Origin of the sequence: Pseudomonas sp. F(2018) (assembly GCF_005508865.1) — a bacterium.
Lineage (GTDB): Bacteria > Pseudomonadota > Gammaproteobacteria > Pseudomonadales > Pseudomonadaceae > Aquipseudomonas.
This window is the reverse complement of sequence record NZ_SCOM01000002.1, coordinates 59,803-86,227: the sequence shown is the minus strand read 5'-3', so window position 1 is coordinate 86,227 and position 26,425 is coordinate 59,803. Positions and strand designations below refer to the sequence as shown.

The 26,425-nt window shown below is 66.8% G+C and carries 30 protein-coding genes; 13 read left to right on the top strand and 17 right to left on the bottom strand.

What is annotated here, in order from left to right; genetic code table 11:
• Positions 1-26: 26 nt before the first annotated feature.
• From FFS62_RS08270 to FFS62_RS08255, 4 genes are all read right to left on the bottom strand, one after another.
• A complete protein-coding gene (locus tag FFS62_RS08270; RefSeq protein WP_137972359.1) occupies positions 27-1,202 on the bottom strand; it encodes a CaiB/BaiF CoA-transferase family protein in 1,176 nt (391 codons plus the stop codon).
• 2 nt (positions 1,203-1,204) lie between these two features.
• A complete protein-coding gene (locus FFS62_RS08265) occupies positions 1,205-2,842 on the bottom strand; it encodes an AMP-binding protein (protein WP_137972358.1) in 1,638 nt (545 codons plus the stop codon).
• A gap of 36 nt (positions 2,843-2,878) precedes the next feature.
• Positions 2,879-3,697 carry an amidohydrolase family protein gene (locus FFS62_RS08260; RefSeq protein ID WP_137972357.1) on the bottom strand — a complete coding sequence of 273 codons (819 nt, stop codon included), beginning with the start codon at positions 3,695-3,697 and terminating at the stop codon, positions 2,879-2,881.
• A 107-nt stretch (positions 3,698-3,804) separates the two neighbouring features.
• Positions 3,805-4,722: a LysR family transcriptional regulator gene (locus FFS62_RS08255; protein WP_137972356.1), complete on the bottom strand. Its 918-nt coding sequence runs from the start codon at positions 4,720-4,722 to the stop codon at positions 3,805-3,807.
• A 104-nt stretch (positions 4,723-4,826) separates the two neighbouring features.
• On the opposite strand from FFS62_RS08255, the gene FFS62_RS08250 reads away from it, so the two are divergent.
• The 3 genes from FFS62_RS08250 to FFS62_RS08240 all read left to right on the top strand — a co-directional run bounded on the left by FFS62_RS08250 (position 4,827) and on the right by FFS62_RS08240 (position 8,472).
• Entirely contained in the window at positions 4,827-6,581 is a 1,755-nt protein-coding gene (locus tag FFS62_RS08250) for an amidohydrolase (RefSeq protein WP_137972355.1), read from the top strand.
• A 94-nt stretch (positions 6,582-6,675) separates the two neighbouring features.
• A complete protein-coding gene (locus tag FFS62_RS08245; RefSeq protein ID WP_137972354.1) occupies positions 6,676-7,419 on the top strand; it encodes a TorF family putative porin in 744 nt (247 codons plus the stop codon).
• A 147-nt stretch (positions 7,420-7,566) separates the two neighbouring features.
• Positions 7,567-8,472, top strand: a complete 906-nt coding sequence (locus FFS62_RS08240) for a DMT family transporter (RefSeq protein ID WP_137972353.1) — start codon at positions 7,567-7,569, stop codon at positions 8,470-8,472.
• Positions 8,473-8,589: 117 nt separating this feature from the next.
• Here the strand turns inward: FFS62_RS08240 and cysK are convergent, their stop codons facing one another.
• Positions 8,590-9,564 (bottom strand): cysteine synthase A, encoded by a 975-nt coding sequence (gene cysK / locus FFS62_RS08235; RefSeq protein ID WP_137972352.1) that lies wholly within the window; start codon positions 9,562-9,564, stop codon positions 8,590-8,592.
• 134 nt (positions 9,565-9,698) lie between these two features.
• Here cysK and FFS62_RS08230 point away from each other — a divergent pair, with 134 nt between their 5' ends.
• From FFS62_RS08230 to FFS62_RS08200, 7 genes are all read left to right on the top strand, one after another.
• Entirely contained in the window at positions 9,699-10,772 is a 1,074-nt protein-coding gene (locus FFS62_RS08230; protein ID WP_137972351.1) for a DUF748 domain-containing protein, read from the top strand.
• Between the two features lie 170 nt (positions 10,773-10,942).
• A complete protein-coding gene (locus FFS62_RS08225; RefSeq protein WP_137972350.1) occupies positions 10,943-11,788 on the top strand; it encodes a MoxR family ATPase in 846 nt (281 codons plus the stop codon).
• 12 nt (positions 11,789-11,800) lie between these two features.
• Complete coding sequence (locus tag FFS62_RS08220; protein WP_137972349.1) at positions 11,801-12,232, top strand: hypothetical protein; 432 nt, start codon at positions 11,801-11,803, stop codon at positions 12,230-12,232.
• Positions 12,225-12,620 (top strand): GFA family protein, encoded by a 396-nt coding sequence (locus tag FFS62_RS08215; RefSeq protein ID WP_137972348.1) that lies wholly within the window; start codon positions 12,225-12,227, stop codon positions 12,618-12,620. The genes FFS62_RS08220 and FFS62_RS08215 overlap by 8 nt, the downstream gene beginning before the upstream one ends.
• Before the next feature lie 33 nt (positions 12,621-12,653).
• Positions 12,654-13,832: a VWA domain-containing protein gene (locus FFS62_RS08210; protein WP_137972347.1), complete on the top strand. Its 1,179-nt coding sequence runs from the start codon at positions 12,654-12,656 to the stop codon at positions 13,830-13,832.
• A gap of 84 nt (positions 13,833-13,916) precedes the next feature.
• Positions 13,917-14,411: a PaaI family thioesterase gene (locus FFS62_RS08205; protein ID WP_137972346.1), complete on the top strand. Its 495-nt coding sequence runs from the start codon at positions 13,917-13,919 to the stop codon at positions 14,409-14,411.
• Positions 14,412-14,446: 35 nt separating this feature from the next.
• Positions 14,447-14,827, top strand: coding sequence for a MerR family transcriptional regulator (locus tag FFS62_RS08200; protein ID WP_137972345.1), 381 nt, complete (start codon positions 14,447-14,449; stop codon positions 14,825-14,827).
• On the opposite strand, the gene FFS62_RS08195 is transcribed toward FFS62_RS08200, so the two are convergent.
• The 5 genes from FFS62_RS08195 to FFS62_RS08175 form a co-directional block, all read right to left on the bottom strand.
• Positions 14,824-15,813 carry an NAD-dependent epimerase/dehydratase family protein gene (locus tag FFS62_RS08195; RefSeq protein WP_171016298.1) on the bottom strand — a complete coding sequence of 330 codons (990 nt, stop codon included), beginning with the start codon at positions 15,811-15,813 and terminating at the stop codon, positions 14,824-14,826. The genes FFS62_RS08200 and FFS62_RS08195 overlap by 4 nt on opposite strands.
• 157 nt (positions 15,814-15,970) lie before the next feature.
• Complete coding sequence (locus FFS62_RS08190; RefSeq protein ID WP_137972344.1) at positions 15,971-16,504, bottom strand: DUF2937 family protein; 534 nt, start codon at positions 16,502-16,504, stop codon at positions 15,971-15,973.
• Positions 16,505-16,506: 2 nt separating this feature from the next.
• Complete coding sequence (locus FFS62_RS08185; RefSeq protein WP_137972343.1) at positions 16,507-17,286, bottom strand: class II glutamine amidotransferase; 780 nt, start codon at positions 17,284-17,286, stop codon at positions 16,507-16,509.
• Positions 17,287-17,289: 3 nt separating this feature from the next.
• The gene (locus FFS62_RS08180) at positions 17,290-17,733 is read right to left on the bottom strand and encodes an HIT family protein (RefSeq protein ID WP_137972342.1); all 444 of its coding nucleotides are present in this window, start codon (positions 17,731-17,733) and stop codon (positions 17,290-17,292) included.
• Between the two features lie 50 nt (positions 17,734-17,783).
• Positions 17,784-18,263 (bottom strand): MFS transporter, encoded by a 480-nt coding sequence (locus FFS62_RS08175; RefSeq protein ID WP_137972341.1) that lies wholly within the window; start codon positions 18,261-18,263, stop codon positions 17,784-17,786.
• Positions 18,264-18,354: 91 nt separating this feature from the next.
• On the opposite strand from FFS62_RS08175, the gene FFS62_RS08170 reads away from it, so the two are divergent.
• Positions 18,355-20,391: a S9 family peptidase gene (locus tag FFS62_RS08170; protein WP_137972340.1), complete on the top strand. Its 2,037-nt coding sequence runs from the start codon at positions 18,355-18,357 to the stop codon at positions 20,389-20,391.
• Positions 20,391-20,816, top strand: a complete 426-nt coding sequence (locus FFS62_RS08165) for a hypothetical protein (protein ID WP_137972339.1) — start codon at positions 20,391-20,393, stop codon at positions 20,814-20,816. Before FFS62_RS08170 ends, FFS62_RS08165 begins: the two co-directional genes overlap by 1 nt.
• On the opposite strand, the gene FFS62_RS08160 is transcribed toward FFS62_RS08165, so the two are convergent.
• The gene (locus tag FFS62_RS08160) at positions 20,800-21,084 is read right to left on the bottom strand and encodes a hypothetical protein (RefSeq protein ID WP_137972338.1); all 285 of its coding nucleotides are present in this window, start codon (positions 21,082-21,084) and stop codon (positions 20,800-20,802) included. The genes FFS62_RS08165 and FFS62_RS08160 overlap by 17 nt on opposite strands.
• An 82-nt stretch (positions 21,085-21,166) precedes the next feature.
• On the opposite strand from FFS62_RS08160, the gene FFS62_RS08155 reads away from it, so the two are divergent.
• The gene (locus FFS62_RS08155) at positions 21,167-21,520 is read left to right on the top strand and encodes a YajD family HNH nuclease (protein ID WP_137972337.1); all 354 of its coding nucleotides are present in this window, start codon (positions 21,167-21,169) and stop codon (positions 21,518-21,520) included.
• Between the two features lie 47 nt (positions 21,521-21,567).
• Here FFS62_RS08155 and FFS62_RS08150 read toward each other — a convergent pair whose 3' ends face one another.
• The 6 genes from FFS62_RS08150 to rnd all read right to left on the bottom strand — a co-directional run bounded on the left by FFS62_RS08150 (position 21,568) and on the right by rnd (position 26,341).
• Complete coding sequence (locus FFS62_RS08150; RefSeq protein ID WP_137972336.1) at positions 21,568-22,107, bottom strand: hypothetical protein; 540 nt, start codon at positions 22,105-22,107, stop codon at positions 21,568-21,570.
• 107 nt (positions 22,108-22,214) lie between these two features.
• Entirely contained in the window at positions 22,215-23,435 is a 1,221-nt protein-coding gene (locus FFS62_RS08145; protein ID WP_137972335.1) for a hypothetical protein, read from the bottom strand.
• Between the two features lie 56 nt (positions 23,436-23,491).
• On the bottom strand, positions 23,492-23,941 hold the full coding sequence (locus FFS62_RS08140; RefSeq protein ID WP_137972334.1) for a YcgN family cysteine cluster protein: 450 nt from the start codon (positions 23,939-23,941) through the stop codon (positions 23,492-23,494).
• 68 nt (positions 23,942-24,009) lie between these two features.
• Complete coding sequence (locus FFS62_RS08135) at positions 24,010-24,936, bottom strand: D-2-hydroxyacid dehydrogenase (RefSeq protein ID WP_137972333.1); 927 nt, start codon at positions 24,934-24,936, stop codon at positions 24,010-24,012.
• Positions 24,936-25,229 carry a YcgL domain-containing protein gene (locus FFS62_RS08130; RefSeq protein ID WP_137972332.1) on the bottom strand — a complete coding sequence of 98 codons (294 nt, stop codon included), beginning with the start codon at positions 25,227-25,229 and terminating at the stop codon, positions 24,936-24,938. Before FFS62_RS08130 ends, FFS62_RS08135 begins: the two co-directional genes overlap by 1 nt.
• Positions 25,226-26,341: a ribonuclease D gene (gene rnd / locus FFS62_RS08125; RefSeq protein ID WP_137972331.1), complete on the bottom strand. Its 1,116-nt coding sequence runs from the start codon at positions 26,339-26,341 to the stop codon at positions 25,226-25,228. Before rnd ends, FFS62_RS08130 begins: the two co-directional genes overlap by 4 nt.
• Positions 26,342-26,425 lie beyond the last annotated feature (84 nt).

The following is a 26,425-nucleotide window of genomic DNA, read 5'->3' as shown; positions in this document are numbered from 1 at the left end:
GTACGCGGCCTTCCTGGGAGAGACTCCTAGCCGAGCGCCTTGCTCGCCCTAAGTGCGGCAATCCCCTCCTCGTCATAGCCCAGCTCGCGCAGTACCTCGTCGTTATGCGCCCCCACTGGCGCGCCGATATGGCGTGGCGGCTGCAGCCCCGCGGAGAAGCGGATCGGGCAGGCGATCTGCCGTTGCGCGGCCTTGCCCTCGCGTGGCACTTCGGTGACCACGCCACGGGCCCTGAGCTGCGGGTGCTCGACCGCCTCGGAGAGTTTCAGTACCGGTTCGACGCAGGCATCCACCTCGGCGAAGCGCCGTTGCCACTCGGCCAGGTCGTGCTTCTCCACCTCCGCGGCGATCTCGCCCTTGAGCTTCTCCTGGTCCCTGGGCGACAGGCCCATCGCCGCCAACTCCGGACGCCCAAGAGCAGCACAGAACTGCTGCATGAACTGCGGCTCCAGGCTGCCCACCGACAGCCAGCGGCCATCGCGGGTGCGGTAGTAGTCGTAGAAGCTGCCGCCGTTGAGCACCTGGTTCTGCATATCCGGCTCGACGCTGCCGGCCAGGTAGCCGGCACCAGCCATGGCGTGCAGGCTGAAGGCGCAGTCAGTCATGCTGATGTCCACGTGCTGGCCCTGCCCCGTGCTCTGCCGGGCGATCACCGCGGCGAGCAGGCCGATCACTCCGTGCAGCGAGCCGCCGGCGATGTCCGCCACCTGCACGCCGAGCGGCAGCGGACCGCTGTCGCGGCGGCCGGTGTAGCTGGAGAGGCCGCTCAGGGCCAGGTAGTTGAGGTCGTGGCCGGCGCGGTCCTTGTACGGCCCGGTCTGGCCGTAGCCGGTGATCGAGACGTAGATCAGCCGCGGATTGATCGTTTTGAGCGCCTCGTAGCCGAGGCCGAGCTTGTCCATCACCCCGGGGCGGAACTGCTCCAGCACGATGTCGTACTCGGCCACCAGGCGGCGCACCACCTCCAGCGCCTCGGGCCTCTTCAGGTCCAGGGCCAGGCAGCGCTTGTTGCGGTTGAGGTAGGCATGGCTGGTGGATACCCCGTCCACGTGTGGCGGCAGCACCCGCACCAGGTCCACCCGGCTGGGCGACTCGATGCGCAGCACCTCGGCGCCCATATCGGCCAGCAGCAGCGAGGCGAACGGCCCCGGCAGCAGGGTGGAGAAGTCGAGGACTTTCAGCGAAGACAGCGGGCCTTTCATGTTCAGCTTTCCCAGTGCAGAGAGGATTCGGCCGGCAGGCGGGCGACCAGGTCGGTGTACCTGGCTTCCAGCACATTGCGGCGGATTTTCATGGTCGGGGTCATGCAGCCGTTGTCCACGGTCCAGCTGTCCTGCACCAGCAGCAGGTGGCTCAGGCGTTCGTGGGGCTGCAGGGTGGCGTTAAGGCTGTGCAGGGTGGCCTGCAGATCGGCGGCCACTTTTTCGCGCGGCTGGGCGCGGGCAGCCGGCGACAGTTCGATCAGCGCCAGCGGCTGGTCGAGGTTGCTGCCCATCAGGCAGACCTGCTCGACCCAGGTGTTCTTGGCGATCTCGCCTTCGATGGGCGCCGGCGCCACGTACTTGCCCTTGCTGGTCTTGAAGATGTCCTTCACCCGCCCGGTGATGCGCAGGTAGCCGGCCTCGTCCACCTCGCCCTTGTCGCCGGTGTGCAGCCAGCCGCCGTCGAGGGCGCTCAGGCTCAGCTGCGGCTCACGGTAGTAGCCGAGCATCAGGGTCGGGCTGCGGAACAGCACCTCGCCGTTCTCGGCGATGCGTAGTTCGTTGCCCGGCATCGGCCGACCGACCGTGCCGAAGCGCACCTGACCGGGGCGGTTGAAGCTGCCGTAGGCAAAGTTCTCGGTCATGCCGTAGCCCTCGCAGATGGTGAGGCCCAGCGCGCGGTACCAGTCGAGCAGGCCACGTGAGATCGACGCCGCGCCGGACACCAGCACCCTTGCACGGTCGAGGCCCAGGCCACGGCGGATCTTGCGCGCCACCAGGCCACCGATAAAGGGCAGGCGCAGCAGCAGAGCCAGGCGTTTCTCCGGCATGCGCTCCAGCACGCCCAGCTGGAAGCGCGTCCACAGCCGCGGCACGGAGAAGAACACGGTCGGACGGATATGCCGCAGGTCGGCGGCGAAGGTGTCCAGGGACTCGACGAAGGCCACGGACGCACCGCTGTACAGGCTGTTCATCTGCACCAGGAAGCGCTCGGCGGCGTGCGACAGCGGCAGGTAGGAGAAGAACTGGTCGTGCTCGGACAGCTTCATCTCCAGGCTGGTGTTGGCAGCGGCAAAGGCCATGGCCCGCGCCGAAAGCATGGCGCCCTTGGGCTGGCCGGTGGTGCCGGAGGTGTAGAGGATGCTCAGCAGCTCATCGCCGCGCTGGCTGTGGGTGGTCTGCAGCGGCGGATAGGCCTGCAGCTCGTGCCACTGGTACTCGGCGCGCAGGGTCGGGTACGACATGGCGATGCGCTGCACCTGCGGGCCGATGCCGGCCTCCAGCTTCTCCGGCTCGTCCAGCTTGCCGAGGATGATCGCCTTGCAGTCGGCGTGCTCCAGCACATAGGCGATGCTCTCGGCGGTCTGCAGCGGATACAGCGGCACGCTGACCAGCCCGGCCAGCATGATCGCCAGGTCGCTGATGAACCATTCGGCGCAGTTCTTCGCCAGGATCGCCACCCGGTCGCCGGGCGCGCAGCCCAGGGCGAGCAGGCCGGCGGCCAGGCGCCGGGCCTGATCGTCGACCTGGCGCCAGGTGAAGTCGTGCCAGGCCCCGGCCACCGGCTGGCGCAGCCAGACCTTGTCGGGGCACTGCTCAACCCAGTGCTGGAAGCGTTGCAGCGGCAGTTGTTCGGTCATGCGGGGCTCTCTTTTTTATTGTTCTGGGAGCGACTCTTACAGCTTGAATACGCGCCGCGCGTTGTCATGCAGGAACTTGGCTTCGACATCCGCGCTCAGCCCCAGCTCCTTGACCTGAGCCATGCAGCGGCTCAGCGACAGCTGCGGGAAGTTGCTGCCGAACAGCACCTTGTCCGCCCCGTAGCTCTGCATGAATTGCAGCAGCTGCTGTGGGTAGTAGCGCGGCAGGTAGGCCGAGGTATCGATATAGACGTTGTCGTGTTTCCAGGCCACGCCGATCATCTCGTCGGTCCAGGGATGGCCGATATGCCCGGCGACGATGCGCAGCTCGGGGAAGTCCAGCGCCACCTCGTCCAGGTAAGGCACCGGGCGGCCGGTCTCGGAGGGCATCAGCGGGCCGGTGTGGCCGACCTGGGTGCAGAACGGGATGTCCAGCTCGATGCACTTCACGTACAGCGGGTAGTACAGGCGATGGTTGGGCGGCAGCTTCCACAGCCAGGGCACAATGCGCAGAGCCTTGCAGCCCAGCTCCAGCACCGCCCGCTCCAGCTCGCGCACGGCGGCCAGCGGCTTGCTCAGGTCCACCGTGGCCACGCCGACGAAGCGCTGCGGGTAGGCGCGGGTGTAGGCGGCAATGTCGTCGTTGCTGAATACCCAGCCCTCGGGCCGGCACCAGGCGGCCAGCATCAGCCTGTCGACGCCGGCCTCGTCCATGTGCGCCACGGTCTGATCCGGGCTCAGCGCCTGGTCGAGCAGATGGCCGCTGCCGGACTTCTCGAACAATCGCGCGACCTCGGGCATGGTCTGGCGCAGACGGCCGTTGGCGGGCTGGGCCCAGGCATCGATGGCGTTCATCCGTAGCTCCGCGTTCCATTGGCGATCGCCGCAGGTTAGGCCGGCCCTCCCCGCCTCTCAATGACGCAAGTGCTCGGGGCGATTGACCCCAATGCTCAGCGCCTGGCTCAGGCGAAGCCGCGCTCGCCGAGAAAGCGCTGCAGGTAATCGATGAACGCCTGCACCTTGCCGGTGGCACGGCGGTGGCTGGGGTAGACGGCGAGAATGTCGGCGCCGAAGGCATCCGGGTCGATCCGGTACTCCTCCATCACCCGCACCAGGCGCCCCTGGGCCAGCAACGGGGCGACGCTCCACTGCGGCGTGTGCAGCACGCCGAGGCCGGCCACGGCATTGGCCAGCAGCAGGTCGTAGTTGTCGCTCTCCAGGCGCACGCGCCGCGGGTGCGGCAGACAGATGCGCCGGCCGTCCTGCTCCACCCACCAGCCCTCACGACCCAGCGCCGGGTGCGCGTACATCAGCCAGTCATGCTGCTCCATGGTCTGCGGGGTCAGTGGCTGCGGGTTGCGCGCCAGATAGTCGGGGCTGGCGCAGAGGTAGATGCGGTTCTTGCCGACCACCCGGGCGATCAGCCCCGGCAGGTCGCTCGGGCCCTCGCGCAGGGCCAGGTCGTAACCGGCCTCGACCAGGTCGACGAAGTCATCGCACAGGTCCACGCGCAGGCGCAGTTGCGGGTACTCGGCGAGGAAGCCGGCACACACCTCGTCGAGGAAGGCGCGGCCGAAGGCCAGCGGCGCGGTCAGCCGCAGGCTGCCGTGCAGGCCGTGCTGCAGCTGGTCGATCTCCTCGCCGGCCTCGTGCAGGCGCTGCAGCACCTGGCGCGCGGTGTCCAGATAGAGGCGCCCGACCTCGGTCAGCACGATGCGCCGGGTGCTGCGCTCGAACAGCAGCGCACCGAGCTCACGCTCCAGGTGGCCGACCGCCTTGGTCAGGGCCGAGGGCGTCTTGCCCAGCAGTTCGGCGGCGCGGCTAAAGCTGCCCTGTTCGGCCGCGGCAACGAACATCGACAGGGCCCCCAGCTTGTCCATGAGTTTTTCCTTTTCGGCAAAAAGCTTGTGCGCGCCGGCGGCGTTCTGCCACCGGCGTGCTTTCGCTAGTCTCGCCGCCAGATCAATAAAAACAAGGGGGCATCATGAAAAGAGCACTACTGGCGAGCGCACTGGCTTTTTCCTCGATGGAAGCCATGGCCGCCGCCGACCTGATTCTGTTCAACGGCCAGGTATTCACCGCCGAGTCCGGCCAGCCACGCGCCCAGGCCGTGGCGGTGGAGGACGGCAAGATCCTCGAGGTCGGCAGCGATGCACAGATCCTCGCCCTGGCCGATGCCGATACCCGCCGCGTCGACCTGGCCGGCAAGGTGCTGATGCCCGGCATGATCGACACCCACAGCCACCCGGTGATGGGCGCCCTGGCTAGCCTGCGCGCCAATCTCTATGACGAGGTCAAGCCGCTGGCCGAGCTGGAGCAGTGGATCATCGAACAGGACGCCGCCGGTACCGCGCGCCTGGGCGACATCGTGGTGATTTCCGGCGCCAGCTCGGCCTACTGGAAAGACAGCCGCGCCCTGGCCAAGCGCTTCAATCAGGGCCGCTGGGCAGAGCAGCCGCTGGTGCTCGACGGCATCGACGGCCACACCGGCTGGGCCAACCAGGCCATGCTGCGCCGTGTCGGCATCGACGCCGCGCTGATCAAGACCCTCGATGAGAAAGAGGCCAGCTATATCGAACACGAGGCGGACCTGACGCCCACCGGCTACCTCAGCGAAACCGGCTGGGACCGGGTGCGCAGCCAACTGCCCAAGCCCTCCGAAGCGATGATGCTGAAGGCTGCACGCGAAGCGGTACGGATCAACCTGGAGGTGGGCGTCACCGCCTGGATGGACGCGGCGGCCAACGGCGGTGGCGAGCAGTCGCTGTTCGAGATGCGCCCGACCACCAAGGACCTCGGCGTGCTGCCGCTGTACCGTGCGCTGGCCGAGAAGGGCGAACTGAACGTGCATGTGGCCGCCCTGCTGCTGACCCATCCGCAGAGCAAGCCCGAGGACCTGGCGGTGCAGGCCGACGTGATGCGCCAGTTCGCCGGCGTGCCCAACCTGACCTTCCCCGGCCTCAAGGTGTTCGTCGACGGCATCCTCGAATACCCGGGGCAGACCGCCGCGGTGATCGACCCCTACACCAACAGCCACAAGCAGGGTCAGCTGCTGATCGACCCGCAAGGCTTCGGCCCGCTGGTGGCGGCCGCCGAGAAGCGCGGCTGGATCGTGCACATGCACGCCGTCGGCGACCGCGCGGTGCGCGAATCGCTGAACGCCGTGCAGTACGCCCGTGGCCTCAGCCAAGCGCCGGTGCCACACAGCATCAGCCACCTGCAGCTGGTCAATCCGAAGGAGTTCCCGCGCTTCAAGGAGCTCGGCGTGATCGCCTCCATGCAGCTGCTGTGGGCCACGGCGGAGAGCTACACCGAGGAACTGGTGAAGCCCTACGTCAGCGCCTACGCCTATCGCTTCCAGTACCCGGCGCGCTCGCTGCACAAGGCCGGCGCCATCATCGCCGGGGCCAGCGACTGGCCGGTGTCTAGCCCCAACCCGTGGAACGCCATCGCCCAGGCCAGCACCCGCAAGGGCCCGCTCGGCGTGCTCAACGCCGCCGAGAGCATCGACCGCGAGACCATGCTGCGTGCCTACACCATCAACGCCGCCAAGACCCTGCGCCTGGACGACCGCATCGGCTCGCTGGCACCGGGCAAGCAGGCCGACCTGATCGTGCTCGACCGCGACGTGTTCAAGGTCGACGACGCCGCGCTGTTCGAGACCAAGGTGCTGCAGACCTGGTTCGCCGGCAAGCCGGTGTACCAGGCACCGACCGCCGCCACCGCCCAACGCCAATAAGTCCCACCCCGCCGCCCACCGTGCGCCTCAGGCAGTACGGCGGGTCGGCTCGCCCTGAACTGCCGACCTAATAACCACAACACAAGGCTATTCCATGCGCATCCATCGCCACCTCACCCTGGCCCTCCTGGCCGGCTGTGCCCTGCAGGCCCAGGCCATCGAGCTCAACGAGCAGTTCTCCCTGGCCATCACCCCGGGCATCTACAGCGACTACCGCAACAGCGGTATCTCGCAGACCATGGGCGACCCCGCCGCCCAGCTCGACCTGATGCTCAGCCATGCCAGCGGCCTGTACGCCGGGGTGTGGACCAGCAACGTCGACTTCGGCCATGACTGGGAGAACGACGACCGTTTCGGCACCCGCCAGGAGATCGACTACTACCTCGGCTACTACTGGCAGATCACCGACGCCATCAGCCTGGACGGCTACTACAACCGCTACACCTTCCCCGGCGAGAGCCAGTTCAACGGCAGCGACATCTACCTGACCCTGGAAGCCTACGGCTTCTTCGTCGGCGGCAAGCACTCCCACGACACCGACCAGACCGCCTTCAGCAAGTACGCCGGCTACCGCACCCAGCTGCCGCTGGAGATCGGTCTGGAGCTGCGCTGGGAGAACGTCGACTACAAGGACGGGGTGTTCTTCAACGCCGATTACAGCGACTCGCGCGAGGACTACGACAACTGGCAGGTCTCGCTCAGCCGCGAGCTGGCCGGCATCACCTGGGGCGTCAGCTACGTCGACACCGACCTGTCCGACGCCGAGTGCCTGAGCTTCATGGGTTATGACGACCTGTGCGGCGCCGATCTGGTGGTCAGCGCCAGCAAGACCTTCTGAGCCTCGAACGTAGGACGGGTGAAACCCGCGCATCGCCACGCGGTTTCACCCGCCCTACTGCAACTGTATGGTCGATTTGAAAGTCAGCTGCGGATTGCGCCACGCGGCTGGCGGCGTAATCTGGCTGCTCCTGCCTGGAGCCGCTCCATGAGACCCGCCGACCTGTTCCGCCTGCTGCTGCTCGCCGCCATCTGGGGCGCCAGCTTCCTGTTCATGCGCATCACCGTACCGGTGCTGGGCAGCCTGCCCACCGCCTTCTTCCGCGCCAGCCTCGGCGCCCTCGGCCTGCTGGCCATGCTGCTGGTACTGCGCCCGGTGTGGGACTTCCGCGGCAAGTTCAGGGCCTGCCTGGTGCTGGGCGTGATCAACGCCGGCCTGCCCTCGGTGATGTACTGCCTGGCGGCGCTGGTGCTGCCGGCCGGCTACTCGTCGATCTTCAACGCCACCACGCCGCTGATGGGCGTGCTGATCGGCGCGCTGTTCTTCAGCGAGGCGATGACCCCGAGCAAGGCCGCCGGCGTGGCGCTGGGCCTGTTCGGCGTGGCCGTGCTGACCCGCACCGGCCCGGTGGCCTTCGACCTGCCGCTGCTGCTGGGCGCCGCCGCCTGCCTGGTGGCGACCATCTGCTACGGTTTCGCCGGCTTCCTCACCCGCCGCTGGATCGGCCAGCAGGGCGGCCTGGACAACCGCCTCACCGCCTTCGCCAGCCTGGTCGGTGCCAGCCTGTTCCAGCTGCCGCTGCTGGCCGGCAGCCTGGTCTGGCAGATGCCCAACAGCTGGGGCGGGCCCGAAGTGTGGCTGTCGCTGGCCGCGCTGGGCCTGGTCTGCACCGCCTTCGCCTACGTCCTGTACTTCCGCCTGCTGGCCGATATCGGCCCGATCAAGGCCTCCACCACCACTTTCCTGATCCCGCCCTTCGGCGTGCTATGGGGCGCGTTGTTGTTGGGCGAGCCACTGAGCTGGGCGTACCTGCCCGGCTGCGCGCTGATCGCCGTGGCGCTATGGCTGGTGGTGCGACCGAGTGCGCCGAGTGCGGCGCCGGCGAAGGCCTGAAACCGGAAGGCTGAAACGAAAAAGCCGCCCTCGGGCGGCTTTTCTCTATCCGTAGCCCGGACTTCAGTCCCGGGAGCGTCTCCCCGGACTGAAGTCCGGGCTACGGCTAAAGCCGTTCTATTGCTGCAGCTCCTGCTCGGTAAACAGATCGCTGAACAGCATGCTGGACAGGTAGCGCTCGCCCGAGTCCGGCAGGATCACCACGATGGTCTTGCCCTGCATCTCCGGCTTCTCGGCCAGGCGCACAGCGGCGACCATGGCGGCGCCGCAGGAGATGCCGCAGAGGATGCCCTCCTCCTGCATCAGGCGCAGGGCCATGGCCTTGGACTCATCGTCGCCGACCTGCTCGACGCGGTCGACGATGGACAGGTCGAGGTTCTTCGGCACAAAGCCGGCGCCGATGCCCTGGATCTTGTGCGGGCTCGGCTTGACCTCCTCGCCGGCCATGGTCTGGCTGATCACCGGCGAGGCGATCGGCTCCACGGCAACCGAGAGGATCGGCTTGTGCCGGCTGTTCTTGATGTAGCGCGACACGCCGGTGATGGTGCCGCCGGTGCCGACGCCAGCCACCAGCACGTCCACCGCGCCGTCGGTGTCGTTCCAGATCTCCGGGCCGGTGGTCTTCTCGTGGATGGCCGGGTTGGCCGGGTTGTCGAACTGCCCCGGCAGGAAGTACTTGCTCGGGTCGGAGGAGGCGATCTCGTTGGCCTTCTCGATGGCGCCCTTCATGCCCTTGGCCGGCTCGGTCAGCACCAGCTCGGCGCCCAGGGCCTTGAGCACCTTGCGCCGCTCCAGGCTCATGGAGGCCGGCATGGTCAGGATCAGCTTGTAGCCACGGGCGGCGGCAACGAAGGCCAGGCCGATGCCGGTGTTGCCGGAGGTGGGCTCGACCAGGGTCATGCCCGGCTTAAGCAGGCCGCGGGATTCGGCGTCCCAGACCATGTTGGCGCCGATCCGGCACTTCACCGAATAACCGGGGTTGCGCCCCTCGATCTTCGCCAGGATGGTCACGCCTTTGGGACCCAGGCGGTTGATCTGCACCAGTGGAGTGTTGCCGATGGACTGGGCGTTGTCGGAGTAGATGCGGCTCATGATCCTTTGTCCTTGTCGAAAACCGAGGCCAAACAGCCTAAGCCCGGCCGCCCGGATCGTCCAGCGCAGACGGGTCGAACTCCGCGCCACAACGGACAGTCCATCAACAAACACCCGCTGCGACGGACGCCAAGATGAAACGCCGCTACAGCCTGCCCCTCTATATCGTGCTCGGATTGCTCGCCCTGCTGCTGGTCCTGCACCTGACCCTGCCCTATCTGGTCCGCGACTACCTCAACGACAGACTGGCGGACATGGGCGACTACCGCGGCCAGGTCGCCGACGTGGACCTGGCCTGGTGGCGCGGCGCCTACCGGATCAACGGCCTGCAGATCGTCAAGGTCGCTGGCGACGTGCCGGTGCCGCTGCTGGATGCCCCGGCCATCGACCTGGCGGTGAGCTGGCACGCACTGTGGTACGACCACGGCGTGGTTGCGCGGGTGCTGTTCGAGAGCCCCGAACTGAACTTCGTCGATGGCGGCGAGCGCCCCGAGGACACCCAGACCGGTGCCGGCGTGGACTGGCGCGCGCAGCTGGAGAAGCTGTTGCCGATCACCCTCAACGAGATCCGCGTGGTCAATGGCCGCATCACCTTCCGCAACTTCACCTCGCAGCCGCCGGTGGACCTGCAGGCCAGCGACGTCAACGCCAGCCTGTACAACCTGACCAACGTCGCCGATGAGCGCGGCGAGCGGGTGGCGCGCTTCGAGGGCCACGCCCTGCTGCTCGACCACGCGCCGCTGGAAGCCACCGCGGTGTTCGATCCCTTCGAGAACTTCGAGGACTTCGAATTCCGCCTGCGCGCCACCGATATCGAGCTGCGCCAGCTCAACGACTTCTCCAGCGCCTATGGCAAGTTCGACTTCAACGCCGGCCACGGCGACATCGTGATCGAGGCCACGGCCGACGAGGGCCAGCTCAGCGGCTATATCAAGCCGCTGCTGCGCGATGTCGACGTGTTCAACTGGCAGCAGGACGTGGAACAGGAATCCAGGGGCTTCTTCCGTTCCATCTGGGAGGCCCTGGTCGGCGGCGGCGAGACTGCGCTGCGCAACCAGCCCACCGACCAGTTCGCCACCCGCGTCGAGCTCAGGGGCAATGTTCACCAGCAGAACGTCAGTGGCCTGCAGGCATTCCTCGGCATACTGCGCAACGCCTTCATCGAGGCCTTCAACAGTCGCTTCGAGAACCCGCCGCCGGAACAGTGAACAGGGCAATCCCGCCAATTTCGCAGCCGATATCGGCCTGACCCGCCATTCAGTGACTGAATGGCGCGTCTGCGTTCACAGTCCACCGCCGCGCGCGTTATAGTCGGGCCTTCAGTCACTACCGAACCAGCCGGCAGCGCCCCGTGGCGCGGTCGTTCGAGGATTTGCAGATGAAGTTCGAAGGCACCCAGTCCTACGTCGCCACCGACGACCTCAAGCTCGCGGTCAACGCCGCCATCACCCTGCAGCGCCCGCTGCTGGTCAAGGGCGAGCCGGGTACCGGCAAGACCATGCTGGCCGAGCAACTGTCCGCCGCCTTCGGCGCCAAGCTGATCACCTGGCACATCAAGTCCACCACCAAGGCCCACCAGGGCCTGTACGAGTACGATGCGGTCAGCCGCCTGCGCGACTCGCAGCTGAACTCGGAGAAGGTCCACGACGTTCGCAACTACATCAAGAAGGGCAAGCTGTGGGAGGCCTTCGAGTCCGAGGAGCGGGTGATCCTGCTGATCGACGAGATCGACAAGGCCGACATCGAGTTCCCCAACGACCTGCTGCAAGAACTCGACAAGATGGAGTTCTACGTTTACGAGACCAACGAGACGATCAAGGCCAAGCAGCGTCCGATCATCATCATCACCTCGAACAACGAGAAGGAACTGCCGGACGCCTTCCTGCGCCGCTGCTTCTTCCACTACATCGCCTTCCCGGATCGCGACACACTGAAGAAGATTGTCGACGTGCACTACCCGAACATCAGCGGCGAGCTGGTGGCCGAAGCGCTGGACGTATTCTTCGACGTACGCAAGGTGCCGGGCCTGAAGAAGAAGCCGTCCACCAGCGAGCTGGTCGACTGGCTGAAGCTGCTGATGGCCGACAATATCGGCGAAGCCGTGCTGCGCGAACGCGATCCGACCAAGGCCATCCCGCCGCTGGCCGGCGCCCTGGTGAAGAACGAGCAGGACGTGCAGCTGCTCGAGCGCCTGGCCTTCATGAGCCGCCGCGCCAGCCGCTGACGGTCAACCTCGATGGACCTTGAGCGAATCAAGCGCAAGCGCCAGAAAAGCGTTCAAGAGCAGGCAATGCTCCGGCGTGAAGGGCTGCGATTGACCGCACAGCACTACCGAGCGCACCCAGAGCAGATCCCGCAGGCGCTGCGTCGCTATGCCAGTGAACAAGGCATCGACTGGCGCCGCTCCACCCTGATGTACATCGATATCAATAAGTGCGGTGGTTATTGGGTGAGCGGGACTCTGTTGACTCAGGAAAAGCGCTTTATAGCGTTTGATCTGAGCACCAACGAAGATCACTCTGACTTGGACGGCAGCGGGCACACTTGGAGTGATGTAAGTGCGGAGGTGTCTGTATCCCGGCACTTACGTGGTACGGGTGTTAGCAACGGTGCTTGGGCACTAGAGATCCAGGCAGAAATCAACGGTGAGGGCGACAAGGATGCTTAGCGGCAGCTGCCTGTGCGGCGCAGTGAAGTATCAGCTCGATGCGCCCATCGAGGCGGCCAGCCATTGCCATTGCAGCCAGTGCCGCAAGGGCCATGGCGCGGCGTTCGGCAGCTACGGCAACGTGCCCTGGAGCAGCTTCCGCTGGACCGCCGGCGAGGACTCGGTAACCCGCTACCACTCTTCCCCCGGCGTGACCCGGACCTTCTGCCGGCAGTGCGGCGCCACCCTGCAGTGGTACAGCGACCATGCCAACCCGGAAACGGTCGGCATCGCCCTGGGCACGCTGGACACGCCGCTGGGCGAGGTCCCGCAGAAGCACATCTATTGCGAATCCAAGGCCGACTGGTACGCCATCGCCGACGGCCTGCCCCAGGAGCGCAGCTCCTGAGGCCTCACAGATAAACAGACGAGGGGTGCAGCCATGCTGCTCAACCTGTTCAACGAAATGCGCGCGGCCAAGGTTCCGGTCTCGGTGCGCGAGCTGCTCGACCTGATCAACGCGCTGAAACAGCACGTGATCTTCGCCGACATGGACGAGTTCTACTTCCTCGCCCGCACGGTGATGGTCAAGGACGAGCGCCACTTCGACAAGTTCGACCGCGCCTTCGCCGCCTACTTCAAGGGCCTGGAGAAGCTCGACGACTTCCTCGAGACCATGATCCCCGATGAATGGCTGCGCAAGGAATTCGAGCGCCACCTGACCGACGAGGAGCGCGCGCAGATCCAGTCCCTCGGCGGCCTGGACAAGCTGATCGAGGAGTTCAAGAAGCGCCTCGAAGAGCAGAAGGAACGCCACGCCGGCGGCAACAAGTGGATCGGCACCGGCGGCACCAGCCCGTTCGGCTCGGGTGGCTACAACCCCGAAGGCATCCGCGTCGGCGACGCCGGCAAGCGCCAGGGCAAGGCCGCCAAGGTGTGGGACCAGCGCGAATACAAGAACCTCGACGACCAGGTCGAGCTGGGCACGCGCAACATCAAGGTGGCCCTGCGCCGCCTGCGCAAGTTCGCCCGCGAGGGCGCCGCGGAGGAGTTCGACCTCGGCGGCACCATCGACCACACGGCCAAGGACGGCGGCCTGCTCAACATCCAGATGCGCCCGGAACGGCGCAACACGGTGAAGCTGCTGCTGCTGTTCGACATCGGCGGCTCGATGGACGCGCACATCAAGGTCTGCGAGGAGCTGTTCTCGGCGTGCAAGACCGAGTTCAAGCACCTCGAATACTTCTACTTCCACAACTTCGTCTACGAGAGCGTGTGGAAGAACAACCTGCGCCGCACCAGCGAGCGCTTCTCCACCCTCGACCTGCTGCACAAGTATGGCCCGGACTACAAGGTGATCTTCGTCGGCGACGCCGCCATGGCCCCCTACGAGATCACCCAGCCCGGCGGCAGCGTGGAGCACTGGAACGAGGAAGCCGGCTACGTGTGGATGAAGCGCTTCATGGAGAAGTACAAGAAGCTCATCTGGATCAACCCCTACCCCAAGGACGCCTGGAACTACACGGCCTCCACCAATATCGTCCGCGAGCTGATCAACGATCAGATGCACCCGCTGACGCTGCGGGGGCTGGAGGAAGGCATGCGCTTCCTCTCCAAGTGACCACGAACGGGCCCGGCGGGCCCGTTCTGCTTTGGGGCGAAAGCCGTTAGGCTTGGCGCGTTATCCCTTCGCAACGAGCCGATCATGCAAGACCTTTCCCTGCAGGACGTCGCCGCCCCGGACGGCGTCTGTTACGGCTGTGGCAGCCGCAATCCCCATGGCCTGCACATCAAGAGCCGCTGGCACGAAGACGGCGTGCACGTGGTGGCCGAGCACCTGCCCGATCCCATGCACTGCGGCTGGCCGGAGCTGGTCTACGGCGGGCTAATTGCCATGCTGGTGGACTGCCACTCGAACTGGGCCGCCATGGCCTATCACTACCGCGCCGAAGGTCGCGAGCCCGGCAGCCTGCCGCGCATCGAGTGCGTCACCGGCAACCTCGGCATCAAGTTCATCAAGCCGACGCCCATGGGCGTGCCGCTGCAGCTGCGCGCCCGCATCGACGGCGAGCCGGGGCGCAAGACCCGGGTGATCTGCGAGGTGTATGCCGGCGACGTGCTGACCGCCATCGGCGATTCGGTCTTCGTGCGCATCGACACCGGCGTGCTAGCCGCCGCGGCCCACGGCCGCGAGGCCTGATCCGCAATTCGCTCTCCTCAAGGACGAGGTAATCCATGTACATCGGCAAACTTGCCAAGCTGACCGGCTGCACACCCAAGGCGATTCGTCTGTACGAGGAGCTGGGGCTGTTCGCGGCTCCACAGCGCCAGGGCCGCTACCGCATCTACGCGCCCTACCATGTAGACCTGGTGCGACTGATCCGCATCGCCCAGGCGGCGGGCTTCAGGCTCGCCGAACTGGGCGCCCTGCTGGCGACGAAACAGCGCGAGCAGCGTTTTCCACTGGAGCTGGCCCAGGTCGGCATCCAGGCGAAGCGCCTGCAGGTGCAGGCGCAGGTCGCCGAACTGCACGCCCTCGATGCGCGCCTGGTAGAGCTAGGCCAGGAGGCCACCCGGCTATTTTCCGAGCAGTCGCCGCAGCAGTGCAGCCATTAGCCCGGACGCTGCTGCAGGAAGGCGAAGGCCTCGCGCAGGGCCTGCTCCGGCGGCCGCGGCCGATAGCCGAGCTCTGCTCGCGCCTTGCCGATGCGGTATTCCTGGCGCACCCCGTGGAACAGCCGCACCTGGCTGACCAGCAGCCTGGCCGGCTGCCCGCTTAGCCGCGCCCAACGCTCCTGCAACCAGGCCAGCGCTAGCAGTAGCCAACGTGGTGCCGGTGGTGGCAGGCGCATACCCGGCTGCACCGCATGGGCAGCCTCGACCAGCGTCTGCAGCGGCGACGAATGTTCGTTGGCGAGGATATAGCGCTCCCCCGCCCGCCCCTTCTCCGCCGCGCGGATCAGGCCGTCGGCCACGTCACGCACGTCGACGAAGTTGAAGTGGAAACCGGGATCGAGCGGCACCCGGCGCCTCAGTACGTCGTCGAGAAAGCCCATGGTGTCGGTCAGACGCAGGGCGTTGGGGCCGACCATGGCCGCCGGAAGCACCACCACCAGCTCGATGCCCAGGCGCTGCGCCACCTCCCAGGCCATGCGCTCCGAGAGAATCTTGGAGCGGTAGTAGGCGTTATCGTGTTCGTCATTCCACTGCGTCTCGTCCCGCGGTCGACCGTCGTGCCCCACCGCCGCCACCGAGCTGACATAGACCACCCGCCGCACACCCGCCTCGGCGGCCGCCTCCAGCACATTGCGGGTACCCTCGACATTGGGAACGACAATCTCCACTTGCGGGTCGCGGGCCCAGTGGCGGAACACCGCGGCGACCTGGTACAGCACCTCGACTCCCTGCAGCGCCTGCACCAGCGCCTGCCTGTCCTGCAGCTCGGCGTACACCAGCTCGCAGTCGAGCCCGGTAAAGGCCGCGCGATCACTCACATCACGCACCCCGGCACGCACACGCTCGCCGCGCGCCAGCAGCGCGCGCACCAGCGTATTACCGAGATGGCCGTTGGCCCCGGTGACCAGACACAGCTTCTTATCCATTGGCAACGCTCCCTGCATAAAAGGTAGCGCCAGCCTAGAGTCTGCCCCTAGGGACAGAGTCAAGCGGCAACGTGCAGAGAGCCAAACACTAGCGAGGCTCGCAGCCACGGCGGCGACGGTGCTGGGAGAAGCAGGCCCTCTCAGGCCGAAGGAATGCCTAGCGCCAGTGGCGCTTCTCGTAGGCGATCGGCTTGTGCTTGCGGCCGATGCCGACGGTCCAGCCGATGCCCAGGGCGATCAGCTCGGCCAGCCAGGCCAGCACCAGCCCCACACCCAGGCCCCAGTAGATCGCCTGGGGCGCCAGCAGCACCTGGTAGGTATAGGCGTCGTAGGTTTCCTGCAGCAGGGCCTGGTCGGCGTCGGTCGCCAGGTGCCAGACCTGCGCATACCAGGTGCCCTGCATGGCCAGCCACTCGCCCTCCAGCAGCTCGGCGCGGGTCACCAGATGGCCGATGCTGTCGGCGTCGCTGCGCATCACCTCGTCGGTGCTGGCCCGGTAGTGGGCGACCAGGGCATCGAGGTCTCCATTGAAGAACTTGGCGGCAGTCTCGCGGAAGCCCAGCAGGCTCTCCTCGGACTCGGCGCGGTGGGCGGCCACGCGCTTGGCGTAGTCGTCGACGAAGCCCGGCACCTGCACGCCGACCAGCAGGCCGAAGGCGAATACCACGAGACGCAAGTAACCCCTGAACATCCTCAATCCCCCATCTGCCCATGGGCGAGGCGCTCACCGCGGCGCCACAGGCTCCACTCCCCCGGCTGGAACAGGTTCCAGCGCTCGTTATCGGTCAATGGCTCGGTGGCGATCACCGTCACCACATCGTTCGGCGTGGTTTCCGCCTGGAAGTCCACGGTCAGGTCCGCATCCTTCAGCCGCGCAGGGCCGAAGGGCGCACGGCGGGTGATCTGCGCCAGCTTGGTGGAGCAGAAGCAGAACAGCCAGTCGCCATCGCTGAGCAGGCAGTTGAACACGCCCTTGCCGCGATAGTCCTGGGCCGCCTGGATCAGCACCGGCAGCAGCACCTCCACCGGCACCGGCTCCGGGAAGGCGCCGCGCACGCGGTTGAGCAGGTCGCAGAAGGCAGCCTCGCTGTCGGTGTCGCCGACCGGGCGGTAGAAGTCGAAGCTCGGTGCGAAGTCAGTCAGCTGGCCGTTGTGGGCGAAGCACCAGTTGCGCCCCCACAGCTCGCGCACGAATGGGTGGGTGTTGGCCAGGCACACCCGGCCGACGTTGGCCTGGCGGATATGGCCGATCACCGTCTCGCTCTTGATCGGGTAGCGCTGCACCAGCTTGGCCACTTCCGAACCGACGCTGGCCGCCGGGTCCTGGAACAGGCGCAGACCTCGCCCCTCGTAGAAGGCGATGCCCCAGCCATCGCGATGCGGGCCGGTGCCGCCGCCGCGCTGCATCAGCCCGGTGAAGCTGAACACGATGTCGGTGGGCACATTGGCGCTCATGCCGAGCAGCTCGCACATGACTCAGGCCTCCTGCAGCGCCGCGCGCAATCGCTCGGCCTCGCGGGCCAGGCGCGCCTCGATCCGCTTGCGGCCGAGCGGCAGGAAGCGCGTGACGGTGCGCCAGCACAGCGCCGGCAGGTCGCCGTTGCGGCGTGGAATCAGGTGCAGGTGCAGGTGCGGCACGTGCTGGTTGGCCACCGGGCCGTCGTTGAGCAGCAGGTTGATGCCCAGCACGTCGGGCTCACTGCGATAGAGCGCCTTGGCCAGGCGATCGGCCAGGGCCAGCAGGGCATCGCGCGGCTGTGACGGTAGGTCGGCGAGGAAGGGCGCATGGCCCTTGGCGACGATCAGCACGTGGGCCGGGCGCAGTGGGAAGATATCCAGCAGCACCAGGAAATGTTCGTCCTGGTGAATGATGTGTGCCGGCAGTTGGCCGTCGGCGATGGCGCAGAACACGCAGCTCATGGGCTCTCCTTGTCGCATGCGGCCATGCTAGCGCACGCCGCTACATGCAACTAGAGTCGCGGCTCGATGCGCAGGCGGCGGTCGCCGTAGGCATCCAGGCGGGTATCGGCGTCGGGGCGCTCTTCGCGGTCCATCAGTTCGCGCAGGGTCGGCTCGTCCTCTTCCACCGCAGTCACACGCGGGCCCCGGCGGTTTTCCCACCAGCGCTCCAGCGGCCAGCGCAGGAAGGCGAAGGCCAGCCACACGCCGAAGGCGATCAGCCCGTAGATGGCCAGGTCGGCCACCGCGCGCCAGGCGTTCTTGCCCACCTCGAACAGCAGATCGAGGGCGGTGATGGCGATGGCCGGCGCGAACAGTTCCTTGGCCGGATCGACAATGGTTGGCGTCAGCAGCAGCACGGCCACGATCACGCGCAGCGGTTCGCGCAGCCAGCGCCACATCCAGCCGGTCATGCGGAACCACACCAGCAGGCAGCCCAGCGCCGAGATGGCATAGATGCCCCAGGCGAGCAGATAGTCTTGTTCGGTCATGGCGTTTCGTGGCTTGGCCGGCAAAGGGGCGCTTATGATAACGGCTTTTGCGGCCCCCGACCTCCCTGCGGTCGCCCGAACGAGAACGATCATGACCGACGCCCCCATCGCCCGCCGCGACACCGGCTCCGACCCCTACCGCTGGCTGGAACAGCGCGACAGCGCCGAGGTGCTCGACCATCTCAAGGCCGAGAACGCCTACCTGGAGCAGCAGCTGGCCGAGCAGGCCGAGCTGCGCGAGGCGCTATTCCAAGAGATCAAGGGCCGTATCCGCGAGACCGACCTGTCCCTGCCGGTGCCCTGGGGCCCGTGGCTGTACTACCAGCGCACCACGGCCGGCGACGAATATCCGCGCCACTACCGCTGCCCGCGCCCGGCCGACGGCTCGCTGACGGTGGACGAGAGCGCCGAACAGCTGCTGCTCGACCCCAACGCCCTGGCCGGCGATGGCTACCTGTCGCTCGGCGCCTTCACCGTCAGCCCGGACCACCGCCTGCTCGGCTACAGCCTGGATACCGCCGGCGACGAGATCTACCGGCTGTTCGTCAAGGAGCTGGACGGCGGGGCCCTACGCGAGCTGCCGTTCGACGACTGCGACGGCCAGATGACCTGGGCCGGCGACAGCCAGACCCTGTTCTTCGTCACCCTGGACGACACCCATCGCCCACACCGCCTGTATCGCCACAGGCTCGGCGACAAAGGTGCCGAGCTGGTATTCGAGGAGACCGACGGGCGCTTCTTCCTCAGCTGCTACCGCAGCAGCTCCGAGCGCCAGTTGGTGCTGAGCCTGGGCAGCAAGACCACCAGCGAGGCCTGGGTGCTCGATGCCAATACACCGCAGGGTGAGTTCCGCTGCCTGGCGCCACGCCAGGAGGATCACGAGTACGACGTCGATCACGGCCTGCTGGACGGCGAGTGGACCTGGTTCGTGCGCAGCAACCAGGCCGGGATTAACTTCGCCCTGTACGCCGCCAGCGAAGCCCAGCCGACCCGCCAGCACTGGCGCGAGCTGATCGGCCACGACGAGCGACGCATGCTGGAGGGCGTCACCCTCAACCAGGAAGCCTTCATCCTCAGCCTGCGCGAGGGTGGCCTGCCGATCATCGAGGTGCACCCACGGTCCGCTGCGCCCTATCCCGTGCAGTTGCCGGATGCCGCCTACAGCCTGTATGTGCAGGACAGCCTGGAATTCCACAGCCCGGCGATCCGCCTGCGCTACGAGGCACTCAACCGCCCGGCCCAGGTGCGCCAGCTGGAGCTGGCCAGCGGCGAGCAGAAAGTGCTCAAGCAGACCCCGGTGGAAGGCCCCTTCGATGCCGACGCCTACGAGAGCCGTCGGCTCTGGGCCACTGCTGCAGACGGCACCCAGGTACCGATCAGCCTGGTGGCGCGCAAGGAAGTATTGGCAGCCGGCCAGCCCGCGCCGCTCTACCTGTACGGCTACGGCGCCTATGGCGAGAGCCTCGACCCCTGGTTCAGCCATGCGCGCCTGAGCCTGCTGGAGCGCGGCTTCGTCTTCGCCATCGCCCACGTGCGCGGCGGTGGTGAGCTGGGCGAGGCCTGGTACCGCGCCGGCAAGCTGGAACACAAGCAGAACACCTTCGGCGACTTTATCGCCTGCGCCGAGAGGCTGATCGGCGACGGCCTGACCACTCCAGCGCAGCTGGTGATCAGCGGCGGCAGCGCCGGCGGCCTGCTGATCGGCGCCGTACTCAACCAGCGTCCCGAACTGTTCGCCGCGGCCGTCGCCGAAGTGCCCTTCGTCGACGTGCTCAACACCATGCAGAACCCCGACCTGCCGCTGACCGTGACCGAGTACGACGAATGGGGCGACCCGAACCAGCCGGAGGTGTTCGAGCGCATCAAGGGCTACGCGCCCTACGAGAACGTCAGCGCCCAGGCCTACCCGGCGATTCTCGCCGTGGCCGGCTACAACGACAGCCGCGTGCAGTACTGGGAGGCCGCCAAGTGGGTGGCCAAGCTGCGCGCCACCCGCACCGACGCCAACCTGCTGCTGCTCAAGACCGACCTGGGCTCCGGCCACGGCGGCATGAGCGGCCGCTATCAGGCGCTCAAGGACGTGGCGCTGGAATATGCATTCCTGCTCAAGGTACTGGGAGTCGCTTGATGCAGAACCTGCTCTATCGATGGCTGCTGCTGGTCGGTCTCGGCCACGCGGCGCTGGGCATTGCCCTGGCATTTGCCGCCCATTTGCCTATCACCCAACCCTATTTCGCCTACCTGTACGCCAGCGTCGCCGCCACACCGCCGCCAGCCGAGTTCCAGACGCTGCTGCGTACCATGGTTGGTCTGTTCGGGCCGACCGTGGCGAGCTGGGGGCTGTTGTTCAGCGTGCTGGTATTCCTCTATCGCGAACACGGCCACCGCCAGATCAAGCCGGCGATCTTCGCCGCCCTGCTGGTCTGGTGCCTGCTGGACAGCGCGATCTCGCTGTATTTCGGGCTGCTATGGCACGCCTACCTCAACACGGCGGCGGTGCTGTCGATCGCCCTGCCCCTGCTGGCGCTGCGCCCGCTCAAGGCTTGTCGATAGATTCCGCAGGATGCTGTTGCTGGCTGCGCCGCTGGGTCTCCAGTTGCGGCAGCGGCTTGTCCTTGGGTATTGCCTGCGGTGCGGACAGGGGCGTACGTGGGCGCTGGGGATTAACCAGCAGTGGCGGGCTGTTGCGCGGTGCGGGGGTGATGCTGCGCACCTCGGGCTTGCCATAGGGCTGCGGCGTGGCGGTGCCGGGCAGGCCCGGCGGCTGGGCCTGGGCACTGAGGCTCAGCGCCAGGATCAGAACGAACGATACGTGACGCATCGGCGGCTCCAGCGGTGTCGGCTTTCGTTCTATTCTGGCAGTCTCGCCATCCAGTAGTTCGCCAGCCGACCGCAGGTACCCCATGAACAAGCTCGACCAGATACTCGCCGAGGCCCAGCGCCGACGCGAGACCAGTTATCGCGAGAAGGCGCTGAGGATGTACCCGCATATCTGCGGGCGCTGCGGCCGCGAGTTCAGCGGCAAGCGCCTGAGCGAGCTGACCGTGCATCACCGCGACCACAACCACGACAACAACCCGGAAGACGGCTCCAACTGGGAGCTGCTGTGCCTGTATTGCCACGACAACGAGCACCAGCGCCAGGTCGATCTGCATTACCAGAAGGAAGAAGCGGCCGTGGCCGGCTCCGGCAGCAAGGTCACCCACAAGGCCCTGGCCGGTCTGGAGGCGCTGCTCAAGAACAAGCCTGAGGCCTGAAACGAAAACGCCCGCTGCAAGAGCGGGCGCATTCACAGCAGGATCGATCAGAGCATGTGGTTCTTCTTGAACTGCTGAATGGTGGTTTCCGGACGCCCTTCTTCCTTCTGCAGACCGTAGGTCACGGTCTTGCCTTCCGGGCCGCCGCCGATGTCGGTGTAGCGGAAGATCGGCTCGCCCAGCTTGATCATGTCCTGCATGTCGCCATAGCGCTTGAACACGTAGATGCTGCCGTCCTGGCGCACTTCCCCGTAGAACGGGTCGGCCGGCACCTGGGCGACCTTGAAGAAGCGGTAGGCGGCGATCTTGTCCAGGGCCTTGCCCTGATCCTCGGCACGCAGGGCCAGGATGACTTCCTGGCCTGCCGGATCCTTCTCATCCAGCGGCCGCAGGACCGGGGCCTGACCGGTGGTGAGGAAGTCCTTGAACACCTGGTAATCGTCGAAGACGAACACCTGGGTTTCGCTACGCACCTGATACCAGTCCTCGTTGTTCAACGGCTCCGGCTTGGACGCCTGCATGGGCGCGGCGCAGGCAGCGAGGGTCGCGGCCAGCATGGCGATGGACAACGGTTTGAGGATGGACATGGCAACTCCTGATGGCTGTTGTAATGGCCGAGCAAGTTGCCGCAATTGCATGACGGGCGGATGAAGGGCCCGTGTCAGTTGCATGACGACGGGCCCGGCCACGGCGGTCAGCGCAGGAGTTTGCTATCCAGCACTTCCGAGCCGCGGCCCATGACGTTCTCGCTGATCTCGATGAAGTCCTTGGTGCTGGCCTTGTCCATGCGCATCAGGCCGCGGGTGACGTCGTCCAGCGAGCGCTGGTTGTCGGTGTTCTTGCGAATCTCGCGATCCAGCTCCTGCATCAGCAGCACGGCGCGGGCGGTGACCGGGCCGGTGGAGGCCTCGGTGCGCAGGCTCTCGACCTTCTTGCTCCAGTTCAGCAGCTTCTTGCGGATGGCCTGGTAGCGGTCCTCGCTCATGCCGCCGGCGCGGCGTACCAGCTCGATGGCGTAGTACTCGGCCAGGCCCTCGCTGATCCAGTCACTGTTGTCGGTGTCGCGGATGCGGCTGAACACGTGGACCAGCTCGTGCACCAGCGAGCTGGTGCCGTTCTCGCTGACCAGCGGGCGCTCGGCGTGGAAGAAGATCGAGTTGGGTGCCGATAAGCCGCCGCGCCACATCGGGTCGCCGGCGCCGACGATGAGCAGCTTGCCCGGGTCGCGCGGGAACACCGACTGGGCCTCGGGCCAGATGAAGGTCAGCAGGGTCAGCACGTCCATGCGGCGCATGCCCTCGCCCACCGGCGCGGCCACGGTCACGTCGGTGTCGCCGAGCTGGGCGCGGCGGCTGCCGATCTTGCCGGCCAGGATCCAGCCAGTGGGGCGGTCGAACTTGCGCGCCGGGTTGTCGATGCGGAACTTGTTCTCGCCAACCTTGGGCCAGCCGGTCTCCACGCCGTTCCAGCCCTTGGGCAACTCGAACTGCAGGCGCGAGACCAGCTCGACCTTGTCGTCCTTGACCAGGTGCGCGCTGGGCACCAGGTCATCGCCGCGCACCAGGGCCCAGTCTGCGGTCATGCGCGCGTCGAACTTGTCGTTGCTGCGCGGGTGGTCGATGCGCACCTTGTAGCTCAGGCTGCTCTTGCCCTTGCCCGGCTGCCAGGTACCGCGCTCGGGGCTGTCCTGGGTCCAGGTGCCTTCGGCGCTGAAGTCGCTGTAGTAGCCCTTGTCACCCAGGTCGAAGGTCAGGCTGCGGATCAGGTCGCCCTGCTCCAGGGTCAGGCTGACTTCGGCCAGGCCGCTGTCCGGCACGAAGCGCACCTGGTAATCCAGATCAACGCGCTTGGCCGCCCACAGGGGCGCACTCAGGCCGAGCAATAGGGTGGCGGTCAGCAACTTGCGGGCGGGCATCGAAAGGCTCCATGCGATGGGGGTAGCAACCTTGGACCCGCGCCGGAGGGAAAGACTCAACCGGCGCGGAAGATCAGATGATCCTCCCAGTCTTCCTCGGCCACGCTGCCTTCGGCAAGCATGCGCCCGGACTGGGAAATGCGTTCGTGGTGCACGGCATCGGGATCGCCGCAGACCAGATGATGCCAGAGCGGCAGGTCCTTGCCCTCGCTGACCAGGCGGTATGCGCAGGTCGGCGGCAGCCACTTGAACTCGTCGGCCTGGGCCGGAGTGAGCTGCACGCAGTCCGGCACCTGGGCGCGGCGATTGGCGTAATCGCTGCAGCGGCAGGTCTTCAGATCCAGCAGTTTGCAGGCGATGCGCGTGTAGTAGACGCTGCCGTCGTCCTCGTCTTCCAGCTTCTGCAGGCAGCACAGGCCGCAGCCGTCGCACAGCGACTCCCACTCGTCCTGATCGAGCTGGGCGAGGGTCTTGCGTTTCCAGAAGGGTTGAACGATGGCGGCCATGGCGAGAGTACAGCGGGTAAAGGCGCGGCAGTCTAGCCGCAGACGAATCCGCGGCCAAGCGCAGCCCGTCAGTAGCCGCGGGCGAAGTCGACCTCGCCGCGCAACTGCTGGCCATCGCGGTAGCGCTGCAGGTTATCGAGAAACAGCCTGGCCATGGCCGCCGGCTCGGTGGGCGCCGAGCTGTGGCCGGTGAGCAGCAGGCGCGGCGCATCCCAGAACGGATGACCGGCGGGCAACGGCTCCTCGCGACAGACGTCGATCACCGCCCCCGCCAGCTGCGCAGCGCGCAGGGCCGCCACCAGGTCGGCATCGACCACCGCCACGCCGCGACCGGCGTTGATGAACAGCGCCTCGGCGCGCATCCCGGCGAACAGCGCGGCGTCATAGAGATCGCGGGTGGCCGGGGTATCCGGCAATACGTTGACCAGGCAATCGGCCCAGGCTGCCTGCTCGGCCAGAGCGTCCAGGCCGTGCACTTCGACGAAGGGCGCGATGGCGCGCGGCTGGCGGGCGATGCCGCGCAGCTCCACACCGAACGGCGCGAGGAAACGGGCGATGTCGCTACCGATATCGCCGGCCCCGACCACCAGCACCTTGCAGCCGCGCAGACTCGGCGGTGCCTGGTTGTCCCAGCGCTGCTCGACCTGGCTGGCCAGGCGCGGCAACAGGCGACGACGATGGGCCAGCAGGTAGGTCAGAACGTATTCGGCCATCGGCTGGCCGAAGATGCCCACCGCGCGGGTCAGGCGATAGTCGCGCGGCAGGCCGATGCCCAGCAGCGGCGTGATGCCGGCCCAGGTGGATTGCAGCCAGTCCGGGCGCAGGCCCTGGCGCAACAGCGGCAGCAGCAGGTCCGGTTGGCCGAGCCAGACCGGGCAGGCCTGCGCCTCGCCAGCAGCGGCCTGCTCACCGGTCAGCAGCTGCAGATCGGGCGCGGCGGCGCTCAGCAGCTCGGCGTAGCGGGCGTGGTCACGCTCCAGCAGGAGGACGCGCATCAGACCGGGTCGTTGCGGCGCAGCAGTTCGTCCGGCAGGTGCTCGATGTATTCATCCTCCGGCGGCGGCATCTGCAGGTGATAGCCCTGCTTGTCGAGATTCTCCAGCACCTGGGCGATGTCCTCGCGGGCCAGTTTCTTCTCCGGGGTGAGGATCATCTCGAAGCACAGCTGCGGCGCACCAAAGGCGGCCAGCAGGCCCTCGGGCACGCGCTTGAGGGCATCGGCCTTGAGCACGTAGAGGTACATCTCGTTCTTGCGCGGGCTCTTGTAGATGGAGCAGATCTTCTTCATTGCAGTACGTCCAGCAGGGCTTGGCCCATCAGTTCACGGCGCCATCCGCGCAGGTTGTCCGGCAGCGTCCATGGGCCGTCGGGGTAGCCACTCTTGAGCAGGGCTTCGAGGGATTTCTTGCGCAGCATCAGCTCGGGGGCGATCTGCAGGCGCTCGGCCTCGGCCTGGCCCACCGCGCGCAGCTTCTTCAACAATGCGCCGGCCTCGATCGGCAGCGGCGCAGGCAGGGTTGCCGGCCACTGCTCCGGTGGCAGCGCGGTAGCCTCGCGGATCATGCGCAGGATGGTCTCGCCATCTTGGCGCACGGTGCGCGGGTGCATGTCCTCGATACGCGCCAGGGCCACGGTGTTGTCCGGCTGGAAGCGCGCCAGCGGCCACAGCGAGTGCTCGCGCAGGATGCGGTTGCGCGGCTGGTTGCGCGCCCGCGCCTGACGTTCGCGCCAGGCGCACAGAGTGCGCAGCACGGCCAGCTGCTGGGACGACAGCTTCCAGGCCAGCTTGGATTCTAGGTAGGCCTGGTCCGGGTCGATCTCGCGGCGTAAGTTGCTGACCAGCTCCGCGCCGTCGGCGAGGATCCAGGCCAGCTTGTCGGCGCTAAGCCTGGGCAACAGCTCTTGGTACAGCTCGGCCAGGTGCTGGGCATCCTCGGCGGCGTAGCTGACCTGAGTCGGCGACAGCGGCCGCTGCAGCCAGTCGGAACGGGTCTCGCCCTTGGGCAGCTCGATGTTCAGCACCTCCTGCACCAGGCGCGAGTAGCCCATGGAGAAGCCGATATTGAGGAAGCCGGCGGCCAGCTGGGTATCGAACAGCGGCTGCGGCAGCGCGCCGGTCAGGCGCAGGAAGACTTCCAGGTCCTCGCTGCAGGAGTGCAGCACCTTGGTCACGCTGCGGTCTTCCAGCAGCTCGGCGAAGGGCGTCCAGTCCTTCACTTCGAGCGGGTCGACCAGATAGGCGCGCTGGCCGTCACCGACCTGCAGCAGGCCGGCGATGGGATAGAAGGTGTCGACCCGCATGAATTCGGTATCGAGGGCGACGAAGGGCAACTGCCGCCACTCGGCGCAATGACGCGCCAGGCTGGCGTCGTCGAGGATCCATTGAATATCGATGGCCACGCGGCACTCCTTGATTGATGCCGCGCAGTATATATGCACGTGGCTGATACCGGGCATTCAAGCCCCTCGCACTGGCAACTCCCG